We start from the raw sequence: 12,155 nt of genomic DNA on the forward strand, positions 1-12,155 counted from the left end.
GTGAAGAAACAAAGTGGAGCGGCGTTGATTGTGATGACCTGCCTATTACTCTCGGTGACCTTGATGGTCATTATGGGGAGTTATAAAGGCGTATTTTATCAGGTAAAGCGGAGTAATAATGAGATCGACAGCCGCACAGCTCACTGGCTTGCTGAAGGAGGTTTAGAGTGTGCATTTGCTAGTGTATCAAGTGAAGGCCTGATTCCTGAAAGTTTAAATGGTTGCCAAGGTTGGCTTGGTTTGGATGGACTGGAAATAGAAACGGGAACACCACATAAGATCCGTTCATCAAGTGGTTTTCTTACTTTGAGTAAGGCATTTTTCCTGCCAGAGCTACAAATTAAAAGCGCAATGACAACCACTGCTCATCTATATGTATACGGTTCGTTAAACCTTGCCCCGCATCATGGAGATAAGGTCAGTGAGAATGAGTGGGCATGTGTATCACTCCGGTATCAAAACGAGGTTTATGCTCAGAGTTACTCCACCAAACAACCCAAACAAAGAGCTGTACTTCCTCGTTATTTTCCTTTAGGAGAGGTTGAAAATCAGCAGCATTGTGCCGACAAAAATTATACTGGGTTTGCCTGGCAACTTTCTTCTACTCAAGATGATTTCGCCCTGCATGAGAATCTGGACCCCTTTAAAGAAGTCTTTAACGTTTCACGTAATCACTGGTTTGACGTGATGTCAGACACAGGGTTATTTGGTTACGTTCCATCGTCTTTAGCGAGCTTCTTACCAGCAAACGCCAGCAACTTGCCTGCTCCTCAAGTGATAGAAGACTGTGGTGAAAAGATCAGTGAGCTTATTAAGGCTTCTCATGAATTTATCTGGGTCTATGGAAGCTGTGAACTGACATCAGACGATCTACAAACAATCAATGGTGCTATCGATACCTACTTGGCCGGAGGATTGGTTTTAGTTTTGCATAACGGAGCATTTGCAGTGTCAGGCCATCAAGCGTTGAAGGCTCTGGTTTATCATTTTGTCTCTGATGATTCCGCTCTTGACGACGCTGGTTTGGAAACGATTGAAAATGACGAATTATCTGTAAACTTAACCCAAACCATAGATGCATTGTCTTCTGTTGTCGCTATTGAAAAAGAGTGGGTAAGTTACTTTCAGAGGGGGAGTTTTTATCCGATTGGTGGTTTGATCTTAGATGTACCTGAGCGTTATGCGTTAATCGATACTTCTTTGGATACCGAGTTTAATCAAGATATAACAGCCAGTCCGGCTAGAAAGCACCATCAAACGCTATGGGTGAGAGGAAGTTGGTATGATTTCTAATCAAAAAGGCGTGAGCTTGATTGAAGTATTAATCGGGCTATTTCTTGTAAGTAGTAGCGCTATTGGTTTAGTAAAACTGCATACCTATATAGAGACGAAATCAGATTGGGCTAATCAGGCGACAAAAGCGCTTTATCTAGCAGAGTCACAGCTTGAGTATTTTATCAGTCACAGTTCAGTTGTGGAGCCCCAAAATTATTCGTTTGATACCATAAATCAAGATCCCTGCTTTACTCTTGAACGTTGCCAGATGTCATTAGAAGAAGAGTTTCAACTACAGTGTGACTCCAAGTCTATTGTGCTGAATGGTATCGAAACTCAACTCATTAGCGTTGCTGTCTGTTGGCAAGATCGTTATGGGAAAAATCAATCTATTGAGTTAACAACATTTGTCTCTAAGTTCAATGAGTTTGCTATGTAGTTTGTTTTATATTCAATGTTGGCTGTTGAGTGTTTACCTGTTAGTGTTCTCTATTTTTTTCAAAATGGTTTCAAACCTGTTTCAATCTATGGGCGATTGTTGTTTTTACTTTGTTGCGTGATAACGCCAGTTTTGCAAAATATGTCTCCAAATATGGAAAAAATTGTGGAACCTTGTGCTTTTTAGAGGTGCTTTTAATAAAATGTGTCGTTGAATAATAGGTCGCTACAACAATCATTACAGACCTAAGGCAACAACATCACATATGGAGTTACCATGAGTAACCAAGCTATAAATCAAGCGCCATCCAACAAGCCGAGTGGTATGGATCGCTTTTTAAACTTTATTGAACGCGCGGGTAATAAGATCCCAGATCCTGCTATTTTGTTTTTCTGGGCTCTAGTTATTACTTGGGCTGCGTCTGCTCTCCTTTCAAACGTCTCGTTTGATTTGTTAAACCCACGCACTGGCGAAGCACTTGCAATCAACAACCTTTTAACCGGCGAATCTCTAGCAAGCTTCCTCGCGAATATGGTGACAACATTCACTGGTTTTGCGCCTCTAGGTATCGTACTGGTTGCGATGCTTGGTGTAGGGGTAGCGGATTCTTCAGGCTTTATTACCACAGGCCTCAAGAAGATGCTTAACTTCACTCCAGCTAAGCTACTTACTCCAATGCTTATTCTGGTTGCGATTGTTTCGCACACCGCGGCGGATGCAGGCTACGTTCTTGTTATTCCACTCGGTGGTATCATTTTCCATGCGGCTGGTCGTCACCCATTAGCGGGTATCGCTGCAGCATTCGCTGGCGTATCGGGTGGTTTCTCTGCAAACTTTATCCCTTCGGGTATCGACCCACTACTCGCTGGTTTCACACAAACTGCAGCACAGGTTCTTGATCCTGAATACGTTGTAAACCCACTTGCGAATATTTTCTTTACTGGTCTATCTTCAATCATCATTGTAGCGATTGGTTGGTACGTAACAGAAAAAATCATCGAACCTCGCCTAGCGAAAACGCCAATCGACGAAGATGCAGAAAAAGCACCAGATCTAGGTTCTTTCACTGAACTTGAGTCAAAAGCATTCCGCTATGCGGGTTGGGCGATGCTGGCAGGTATTGCTGTATTGATCGCAGCTATTATCCCTGAAAACTCGGCACTGCGTTCTCCTGAAGGTGAAATTACAGCGTTTACCGCGCCGTTAATGAAGTCAATTGTTCCATTGATCTTCATTTTATTCATCATTCCAGGTTACGTGTATGGTAAAGTCTCGGGGACATTTAAGACCAGTAACGACATCATTAAAGCGATGGCGGACACTATGTCGACAATGGGTGCGTACATTGTTATGTCGTTCTTCTGTGCTCAGTTCCTGGCTGCATTTGCACAGTCGAATATTGGTACTATGCTAGCGCTATACGGTGCAGAAGGTCTGAAAGCAATGAACCTTCCGGGTGAAGCAACGATCATCGGTATGATTCTGTTGACGGCTTCTGTAAACCTGCTAATTGGTTCCGCTTCTGCCAAATGGGCTTTAATTGGTCCAATTCTAGTACCAATGCTAATGGCTGTAGGTATTTCGCCAGAGCTTTCTCAAGCGGCATACCGCGTTGGTGATTCTGTGTCGAACATTATCTCGCCTCTGATGGTCTTCTTCCCTCTCGTTGTGGTTTACTGTCAGCGCTACGTGAAGTCGACTGGTATTGGTACCCTAGCATCTCTAATGATGCCATTCTCAATTGCAATGTTGATCGGTTGGTCTATTTTCCTAGTAGCATACTGGGCACTGGGTATCCCACTGGGCATTCAAGCTCCTTACACATATACAATGTAAGTTGACAGCATGAGGATTGATAAGCGCTGGTTGAGAGACTGGCGCTTTTTTATTTTATAGTGGCAATTGAGCGCTCTTTTACTCTCGTGGGGTTATGGGTAGAATCATATTCCCACTGCATCTGTGTTAGATTTTGGAGCCTTAAGTGTCAGATTCTCAGTTTTCCTCTCAAGATGAATTCTTCATGCGACGTGCGCTGGCGCTTGCTGCTCAGGCAGAGTTAGAGGGAGAAGTACCTGTTGGTGCTGTCTTGGTCAAGGACGGAGAAGTGGTTGCTGAAGGTTGGAATCAGTCTATTGGTCATCATGATGCAACGGCACATGCAGAAATGCAGGTACTGCGTAAAGCAGGCCAAGTTTTGGAGAATTATCGTCTCCTTGATACAACCTTATATGTGACGCTGGAGCCGTGTCCAATGTGTGCCGGAGCTTTGCTTCATAGCAGAGTCAAACGTATCGTGTTCGGCGCTCCAGACTTAAAAGCGGGAGCAGCTGGAACAGTACTTAATTTGTTTGAGCACCAGGCTGCGTATCACTACGCGGATATCGAAGCTGGATTATTGGAAGAAGAGTGTCGAGTGCAATTGCAAGCATTCTTTAAGCGTCGTCGTAAAGAGAACAAAGCGCAGAAACAGGCAAAGCGTTTTGAAGGATAAGACTCTAGCAAACACCTGTGTCTAGGTGCTTGCTAGGATTATGCGCAAATTAGCTGCATGAAGGCTCGATGACGAGCAATTACTTTTTTCTTATTGTTACTGAGCATTCTCTTACGGCGGTTTGCTGCCACCGTTTTATTAAGGCGTTTTGACCGCATTTTACGTCTACTCATAAAATAACCTCCTACTATGAGTTATATCTGAATTATGGCTTTCTTATTCGAAGGTACTGATTACCTTGAGTAACTCGTCTTTTACCAGCCAATTGTTACTGTTTTAATAATGTTTGCAAGATCGCTAGCTTACGAGACTATGTGTGGGTAAGTACGCAAGAATTCAAGTGCACAATCACTAAACAGCGATAGTACACTTGAAAGCTGATTTTTACTCTTGATTTGTTGGTGCTGCCGCTGAGCTGGCTGAAGCTGAAGAGACTGAACTTTCCGGCACTTCGATGACGGCAAGGTCGTCTATACTGATGTCGCTATTATCTGCCGTTTGTTGCTCCACATGACCGATAATACTTTGGTAATAACGGCGAATGTTCTCGACGTAGTTTCTTGCTTCATCACCGCGAGCGTAGCCATATCGAGTCTGGCTGTAGTATTTTTTCTGGCGTAGTAATGGCAAGCGATCTTTTACATCGGCCCATGAATCCGGATTGCCCCCTTGTCTTTTGGTTAGTCTCCTTGCGTCCATCATATGACCGTAGCCAACATTGTAAGAAGCGAGAGCAAACCAGATTTTTTCATGATCATCGACGGAATCGGGTATACGAGAAACCATACGACGCAAGTAGTCTACGCCTCCTCGTACTGATTGCTTAGGGTCAAGTCGGTTTGTGACCCCGACGCTTTTAGCGGTGGGTAATGTCAGCATCATCATGCCACGAACACCCGTTGGTGACTTAGCTCGAGGATTCCAGTGTGACTCTTGATAAGCCAACGCGGCCACTAAACGCCAGTCAAACTCTTCAGAATATTTTTTAAATAACGGTGACCATTTAGGCAGTTTGGAGTCAAGGGCACGGATAAATGCGCGTGTGTCAACATAATCAAAGCTGCCGATATGACCAATATATTTTTCTTCAAGTGAGGCGAGATGGCCTGATTGTTTGGTGTAACCAAAGAATTCAATCATCAATGCATATAAGCTTTCATCTTCTGAACGGCGAACAAACCAAGAGATGGGTTGATCTTCTGTGAGTTCAAAGGCTAATGCAATATCAGGGTAGATTCGCTGCGATAGGGATACCTCGACGGAATCGGCGATAGTGAACATCAGATCACCATCAGATACCTGTTTAAGTAGATCGCTTACCTCCGCTTCAGGATCTATTTCAAATGCAAAGTCAGGATAGGCTTCTTGCTTTATGGCGTTCAGAGTCTGCTTCACATGTGAATCACTGACGATTTTTAGGATAGGTTGATCATCTTCCCCTTCAATTTGATCAGGTTGTTTACTGAGAAGTTGTTCTAAATTACGTGGTCGCCATTGGCCCTTTTTGTAGACCACTTGTTGGCTGACATAATAATAAGCAGGGCCGGGGCGGAATCGCTCCATACGTTCAGGTGACTGAGTCAAACCTGCAGCAATAATGTCGATTTCACCTTTGGCCAGTGCAGGGTAGAGCGATGAGATTCGGTAGGCCGGCTTCATTTCCAGTTGTACGCCTAGCTCATTGGCAAACTCACGAGCCAGTTCATAATCTAAGCCCGCAGGGCCATCGGGACCAATATAGTAAGACAACTGATTATTCAAGGTGCCGACACGCAATACGCCACGCTCGCGTATTTGGTCTAAATCACTTTTAGGCTCTGATTCAATTTGACAGCCGGATAACATCAATACAGCAAACAGCAAGGCGCTAATTGATGTCCAACAGTTCAAGTAATGCTTCTTCATTCACATCATTCTCATACTTCTAGTAGGGCATTTATATCAAAGTGTCATAACAAGGCAAGACAATCAGAGTGAGTTCGGGTTAAAGATTTAAAATTAGGATTTTTGCGGTAATTCAAATTTGATGAAAAAAATGACGCAAACGGTTGCTTTTGGTGTTACATCACAAAAATAAATCCTTTATAATGCGCCCGCAAAGGAGAGGTGGAATCGGCATAGGTTTTAGAATCCTAGGGAATAGCTTCGAAGTAAAACAGTCTAACCCACTGAATTTATTCCAATATCACCTCAGGTCAGTAGACCTTAACCAATTGCATAAGAGACCTAAGCACATGAGAATTTTTCGTGGCTCCCCAGCTCTATCTGAATTTCGTGTTAACAAGCTTCTAGAGCTTTGTCGTGAATTGAGCTTGCCAGTAACAGGTATTTACGCTGAATTTACCCACTTTGCTGATCTAACGGCAGATCTAGATGCATCTGAAGTTGAGAAGTTAGAAAAGTTGCTGACTTACGGTCCAACTATTGAAGAGCATGAGCCAACTGGTCTGCTGCTTCTAGTTACGCCTCGTCCAGGTACTATCTCTCCTTGGTCATCAAAATCGACAGACATCGCAAATAACTGTGGTCTAGACAAGTTGGTTCGTCTTGAGCGTGGTACAGCGTACTACGTTGAAACATCTGCAGAGCTAACTGAGCTTCAATTGGTTGAGCTAAAAGCAATTATCCACGATCGCATGATGGAAGTGGTTTTTGCTGACTTTGACTCAGCGAATGCACTTTTCCAAGTGGCAGAACCTGCACCTGTAGCTGACGTTGACCTACTTTCTGGTGGTCGTGCTGCGCTTGAAAACGCAAACGTTACCCTAGGTCTTGCACTTGCAGACGATGAAATTGAATACCTTTACGATGCGTTTGTAAACAAGCTTGATCGTAACCCAACAGATATCGAGCTAATGATGTTCGCACAGGCGAACTCAGAGCACTGTCGTCACAAGATCTTCAACGCAGACTGGACTATCGACGGCGTTAAGCAAGAGAAGTCTCTGTTCAAGATGATCAAAAACACATTCGAAACGACACCAGATAACGTGCTGTCTGCTTACAAAGATAACGCAGCAGTAATGGTCGGTTCTGAGGTTGGTCGTTTCTTCCCGAATCCAGAAACTCGCCAGTACGGTTACAACCAAGAGAAAGCCCATATTCTAATGAAGGTGGAAACGCACAACCACCCAACGGCTATTTCTCCATGGCCGGGCGCATCTACAGGTTCTGGTGGTGAAATCCGCGACGAAGGCGCAACAGGTATTGGCGGTAAGCCAAAAGCTGGTCTCGTTGGTTTCACAACGTCTAACCTACGTATTCCTGGTTTTGAACAGCCATGGGAAACAGATTTCGGTAAGCCTGGCCGCATTGTTAACGCACTAGATATCATGCTAGAAGGCCCACTTGGTGGGGCGGCGTTTAACAACGAATTTGGTCGTCCAAACCTACTAGGTTACTTCCGTACTTACGAAGAAAAAGTGAACTCTCACGCAGGTGAAGAAGTACGTGGTTACCACAAACCAATCATGATTGCTGGTGGTATGGGTAACATCCGTGACGAGCACGTACAGAAGAAAGAGATCCCAGTCGGTGCAAGCCTAATCGTACTTGGTGGCCCTGCAATGAACATCGGTCTTGGCGGTGGTGCAGCATCTTCAATGGCGTCTGGTCAATCGGCAGAAGATCTAGATTTTGCTTCAGTACAGCGTGAAAACCCAGAGATGGAGCGCCGCTGTCAGGAAGTGATCGACCGTTGTTGGCAGCTTGGTGAACAGAACCCAATCGCATTTATCCACGATGTAGGCGCGGGCGGTATCTCTAACGCACTTCCAGAGCTTGTAGACGATGGCGAGCGTGGTGGTATCTTCCAACTACGTGACGTACCTAACGACGAACCTGGTATGAGCCCTCTAGAGATTTGGTGTAACGAATCTCAAGAGCGTTATGTACTGGCGGTTGCTCCAGAAAACATGGACGCATTCGATGCTATCTGTAAGCGTGAGCGCGCACCATACGCAGTCGTAGGTGTGGCAACAGAAGAGCGTGAACTGAAACTTGAAGATTCACACTTCGACAACACGCCAATCGATATGCCAATGGATGTACTTCTAGGTAAGACGCCTAAGATGCACCGTGATGCGAAGACGCTAAAAGCAAACAACCCAGCTGTTAACCGTGACGGCATTGAGCTAAACGAAGCGGCAGACCGTGTGCTACGTCTCCCAACCGTTGCTGAGAAAACATTCCTTATCACTATCGGTGACCGCACGGTGACAGGTCTAGTAGCGCGTGACCAAATGGTTGGCCCATGGCAGGTGCCAGTAGCAAACTGCGCAGTAACCGCAGCAAGCTACGATACTTACCACGGTGAAGCGATGTCGATGGGTGAGCGTACACCAGTTGCTCTTCTAGATTTTGGCGCATCTGCTCGTCTAGCGGTGGGTGAGGCTATCACTAACATTGCTGCGACCAACATCGGTGATATCAAACATATTAAACTGTCTGCAAACTGGATGTCTCCAGCAGGCCACCCAGGTGAAGATGCAGGTCTTTACGAAGCGGTGAAAGCGGTGGGTGAAGAGCTATGTCCAGCACTTGGCCTGACTATCCCAGTGGGTAAAGACTCAATGTCGATGAAGACTAAGTGGGAAGAGAATGGCGAGCAGAAAGAAGTGACGTCTCCGCTATCTCTAATCATCACGGCGTTTGCTCGTGTTGAAGATGTTCGTAAGACAATTACTCCTCAGCTACGCACAGACAAAGGCGATACTAGCCTTGTACTTATCGACCTAGGTAACGGTCAAAATCGCCTAGGTGCAACTGCACTAGCGCAAGTTTACAAGCAGCTTGGTGATAAGCCAGCAGACGTAGACAACGCAGCGCAGCTAAAAGGTTTCTACGAAGGCGTTCAAGCACTTGTTGCTAACGACCAAGTCGTGGCTTACCACGATAAGGGCGATGGCGGTCTATTCGTTACTCTTGCTGAGATGGCATTCGCAGGTCACTGTGGTGTTAAAGCGAATATTGAAGCACTAGGTGACGACGCTCTAGCAGTTCTATTTAACGAAGAGTTAGGCGCAGTACTTCAGGTTAAGAATGATGACCTAGATGCTGTACTTTCAACGCTAGCTGCAAATGGCCTTGAAGCATGTTCACACGTAATCGGTTCTGTAGAAGCGTCTGACGAGCTAGTGATCACTTCTGGTGAGACAGTGGTTCTAGAGCGTAACCGTACTGAACTACGTACTATCTGGGCTGAGACAACGCATAAGATGCAAGCTCTACGTGATAACCCAGCATGTGCTGACCAAGAGCACGAAGCGAAGAAAGACAATTCTGACCCAGGTCTGAACGTTAAACTAAGCTTCGATGTAAACGAAGACATTGCAGCACCTTACATTGCTAAAGGTGCTAAGCCTAAGATGGCAATCCTACGTGAGCAGGGTGTTAACTCTCACGTTGAAATGGCAGCAGCGTTTGACCGTGCAGGCTTTGAAGCAACTGATATTCACATGAGCGATATCCTAACTGGTCAAGCCGCTCTAGAAGAGTACCAAGGCCTAGTGGCTTGTGGTGGTTTCTCATACGGTGACGTACTAGGCGCAGGTGAAGGTTGGGCGAAATCTATCTTGTTCAACGAGCAAGCTCGTAACCAGTTCCAAGGCTTCTTCCAGCGTGAAGATACTTTCTCTCTAGGTGTGTGTAACGGCTGTCAGATGCTATCAAACCTGAAAGAGCTAATCCCAGGTGCAGATCTATGGCCACGCTTCGTTCGTAACGAATCTGAGCGTTTTGAAGCTCGCTTTAGCCTAGTGGAAGTTCAGAAATCTGACTCTGTATTCTTCGACGGCATGTCAGGTTCTCGTATGCCAATCGCAGTGTCTCACGGTGAAGGTCGCGTAGAAGTGCGTGATGCTGACCACCTAGCGGCGATTGAAGCATCAGGTACAGTGGCCGTTCGCTACGTGGACAACCACGGTAACCCAACACAGCAATACCCGAACAACCCGAACGGTTCGCCAAACGCAATCACAGGTCTAACGACTCAAGATGGCAGCGTAACTATCATGATGCCTCACCCAGAGCGTGTATTCCGCACTGTGGCGAACTCATGGTCTCCAGAAGGTTGGGGCGAGAACGGTGCTTGGATGCGTATGTTCCAAAACGCACGTAAGAATGTCGGTTAACAGGTATTAGCTGTTATTGAAAAGTAAAAGCGCAGACCGAAAAGTCTGCGCTTTTTATTTGTTGAAAAATCTATAGCCAACGGCTCTTTTTTACGCTCTAATACCGCGCTTGCCAAGGGATGGCTAAATCCCTCAATACTCTATTAGAATCCCTTAGGAAATGAATATGTCGAACAACAAAAAATTTGCCATTCGTGTGACTGAAAAGCGTAATGGTTGGTGTGCAGAGATCACTCGTCAAGTGACTTCACGTAAAACATCTGTGTCTAAGCGTGAAGCTGGCTTTGAAACAGAAGCTTTAGCGCAAGAGTGGGCGGAGAAAGAGCTAGCGGGTTTCATCCAAAACCAAGCGGCCCGTAACGAACGTAAAGGTGAAGCACGTAAAGTTCGTGTTGAGCGTGAAGAGCGTCTAGCGCAAGAAGCCGCTGAAAAGAAGGCACGTTACGAAGAAGCGAAGCGCACAGCGGCAGCGCAAGCTGAATTAGATGATGAAGATGATTTTTTCGACGAAGAGTAATCAATTCTAATAAAAAACCGCCTACTTAGGCGGTTTTTTGTATCCGATAACGCTTTGATTAGCGAAATTGTCCTGCTTCTGGGAGGAAATCAAAACCTGCGGAAGCGAGTTTAGTCTCTAGTGCTGACTTATCGATATCAAAATACGTAGCCAGCTTATCTAAATCACCGCCAAAGTCATCTCGTAGCTTCATGTTGACGATGCTCATCAGCATGATTGGATCCATCGTTTCAAAGTTCGCTAAGTTCATTATTGATCCTCGAAATCTGAAATCAGCAGATTCGCTGCTGCAAATGCCGCTTTGTCTCTTACATGTTGCGGGAGGCTGGTATCCGCTGCAATATCGTTTAACGCGCGTAGTGAACAAGCAATCGCTTTAGGCACATAGGCCTGATCGCCACTGCCAATTTGCGCATAGAGCTCGCGAACCAAGTCGCAGCAATCATATATTTTCATGTTGTTAACCTAATAATTAAATGAGAACTGCTCTCAAATATACACAGGCTGTGATTGAAACTCAAAGCAACTGTTTGTTCTGGCTCAAACTCAAGGCAGCGATGCTGGATTTTTGTTCGCTTTGGCTTAGTCTTGCAGTTGTTGCTCAAGCTGGAAAGTTACCTCCGGCGCCAGTTGTAACTGTTTGGCTAACTCCTGCAAATAGGCTTTCTCCATGAAATTCTGTTCATCGACAACAATTAGAGACGCGAGATAAATCTCTGAAGCTTGTTGTGGTGACTGAGCGAGTCGAGCAATTTCGGTTGGATCGAGAGGTTTGTTTAGCTCATTGTGGAGCATGGTTTGTAACCCAGCATCCGCACCAGCTTCTTTCAGTGTGGACTCTATGCGCTGCATTTCTTCTGCGTCGACATGACCATCTGCTTTTGCAGCGGCAATCATAGCTTTGATGATGAGCTCGTTATGAATAGTATCGTTGGCATTAAAATCTTCTTGTACTGAGGTTGCTTTTTGCTTGCCTTGCCAATTATTGTAAACGGTATAAGCCAGCGCCCCTAGAGCCGCTGCCCCTCCAATTTTAAGTGCATTTTTACCGACTTTTTTGCCAAGCTTTTTACTTTTTTTAGACCCCATGAGTAGGTTGACTAAGCCACCACCCACTGCACCTGCTCCAAGAGATTTTAGCGCTCCAGAGCTAGATTGCTGTTGCACTTTCTGTTGGCCTTGACGAACAAGATCTGAGTTTAGAGCCTGATTCAATAAACTTTTTAAATCCACTCTGGACCTCCTTAGTTTTGTTCAGACTAACTGAGTCAATATGAATTGAAGATTAATAGAAGCAAAAAG

At 45.3% G+C, this 12,155-nt stretch carries 11 protein-coding genes; 6 read left to right on the forward strand and 5 right to left on the reverse strand.

Translation table 11 applies throughout. The annotated features are described in order from the left end of the window. The 4 genes from L1D23_RS14250 to tadA all read left to right on the forward strand — a co-directional run bounded on the left by L1D23_RS14250 (position 1) and on the right by tadA (position 4,205). Positions 1–1,293: a hypothetical protein gene (locus L1D23_RS14250; protein ID WP_239867398.1), complete on the forward strand. Its 1,293-nt coding sequence runs from the start codon at positions 1–3 to the stop codon at positions 1,291–1,293. Beyond that, positions 1,283–1,714: a prepilin-type N-terminal cleavage/methylation domain-containing protein gene (locus L1D23_RS14255; RefSeq protein ID WP_239867400.1), complete on the forward strand. Its 432-nt coding sequence runs from the start codon at positions 1,283–1,285 to the stop codon at positions 1,712–1,714. The genes L1D23_RS14250 and L1D23_RS14255 overlap by 11 nt, the downstream gene beginning before the upstream one ends. Before the next feature lie 276 nt (positions 1,715–1,990). Further along, positions 1,991–3,550 carry an AbgT family transporter gene (locus L1D23_RS14260; protein WP_239867402.1) on the forward strand — a complete coding sequence of 520 codons (1,560 nt, stop codon included), beginning with the start codon at positions 1,991–1,993 and terminating at the stop codon, positions 3,548–3,550. Between the two features lie 145 nt (positions 3,551–3,695). Beyond that, positions 3,696–4,205 carry a tRNA adenosine(34) deaminase TadA gene (gene tadA / locus L1D23_RS14265; protein ID WP_239837523.1) on the forward strand — a complete coding sequence of 170 codons (510 nt, stop codon included), beginning with the start codon at positions 3,696–3,698 and terminating at the stop codon, positions 4,203–4,205. Between the two features lie 38 nt (positions 4,206–4,243). On the opposite strand, the gene L1D23_RS22265 is transcribed toward tadA, so the two are convergent. After that, positions 4,244–4,378, reverse strand: coding sequence for a hypothetical protein (locus L1D23_RS22265; RefSeq protein ID WP_255906193.1), 135 nt, complete (start codon positions 4,376–4,378; stop codon positions 4,244–4,246). Positions 4,379–4,589: 211 nt separating this feature from the next. Then, positions 4,590–6,110, reverse strand: a complete 1,521-nt coding sequence (mltF, locus tag L1D23_RS14270) for a membrane-bound lytic murein transglycosylase MltF (protein WP_239867404.1) — start codon at positions 6,108–6,110, stop codon at positions 4,590–4,592. 329 nt (positions 6,111–6,439) lie between these two features. On the opposite strand from mltF, the gene purL reads away from it, so the two are divergent. Together purL and L1D23_RS14280 are read left to right on the forward strand one after the other, a co-directional pair. Continuing rightward, positions 6,440–10,336, forward strand: a complete 3,897-nt coding sequence (purL, locus tag L1D23_RS14275) for a phosphoribosylformylglycinamidine synthase (protein ID WP_239867406.1) — start codon at positions 6,440–6,442, stop codon at positions 10,334–10,336. Positions 10,337–10,502: 166 nt separating this feature from the next. Further along, complete coding sequence (locus L1D23_RS14280; protein ID WP_239867408.1) at positions 10,503–10,853, forward strand: DUF3622 domain-containing protein; 351 nt, start codon at positions 10,503–10,505, stop codon at positions 10,851–10,853. Between the two features lie 58 nt (positions 10,854–10,911). On the opposite strand, the gene L1D23_RS14285 is transcribed toward L1D23_RS14280, so the two are convergent. From L1D23_RS14285 to L1D23_RS14295, 3 genes are all read right to left on the reverse strand, one after another. Next, on the reverse strand, positions 10,912–11,103 hold the full coding sequence (locus L1D23_RS14285) for a DUF4250 domain-containing protein (protein ID WP_006959611.1): 192 nt from the start codon (positions 11,101–11,103) through the stop codon (positions 10,912–10,914). Then, positions 11,103–11,309 (reverse strand): YaeP family protein, encoded by a 207-nt coding sequence (locus L1D23_RS14290; RefSeq protein ID WP_239837527.1) that lies wholly within the window; start codon positions 11,307–11,309, stop codon positions 11,103–11,105. Before L1D23_RS14290 ends, L1D23_RS14285 begins: the two co-directional genes overlap by 1 nt. A 126-nt stretch (positions 11,310–11,435) precedes the next feature. Then, a complete protein-coding gene (locus L1D23_RS14295; RefSeq protein WP_239867410.1) occupies positions 11,436–12,086 on the reverse strand; it encodes a tellurite resistance TerB family protein in 651 nt (216 codons plus the stop codon). Positions 12,087–12,155 lie beyond the last annotated feature (69 nt).

Source organism: Vibrio sp. Isolate24, from assembly GCF_022398215.1.
Lineage (GTDB): Bacteria > Pseudomonadota > Gammaproteobacteria > Enterobacterales > Vibrionaceae > Vibrio > Vibrio coralliilyticus_A.

Excerpts from the sequence above, each read along its gene's own strand:
- L1D23_RS14255 (WP_239867400.1), top strand. The coding sequence starts at position 1,283 with ATGATTTCTAATCAAAAAGGCGTGAGCTTGATTGAAGTATTAATCGGG.
- L1D23_RS14260 (WP_239867402.1), top strand. The coding sequence starts at position 1,991 with ATGAGTAACCAAGCTATAAATCAAGCGCCATCCAACAAGCCGAGTGGT.
- L1D23_RS22265 (WP_255906193.1), bottom strand. The coding sequence starts at position 4,378 with ATGAGTAGACGTAAAATGCGGTCAAAACGCCTTAATAAAACGGTGGCA.
- mltF (WP_239867404.1), bottom strand. The coding sequence starts at position 6,110 with ATGAAGAAGCATTACTTGAACTGTTGGACATCAATTAGCGCCTTGCTG.
- purL (WP_239867406.1), top strand. The coding sequence starts at position 6,440 with ATGAGAATTTTTCGTGGCTCCCCAGCTCTATCTGAATTTCGTGTTAAC.
- L1D23_RS14280 (WP_239867408.1), top strand. The coding sequence starts at position 10,503 with ATGTCGAACAACAAAAAATTTGCCATTCGTGTGACTGAAAAGCGTAAT.
- L1D23_RS14285 (WP_006959611.1), bottom strand. The coding sequence starts at position 11,103 with ATGAACTTAGCGAACTTTGAAACGATGGATCCAATCATGCTGATGAGC.
- L1D23_RS14290 (WP_239837527.1), bottom strand. The coding sequence starts at position 11,309 with ATGAAAATATATGATTGCTGCGACTTGGTTCGCGAGCTCTATGCGCAA.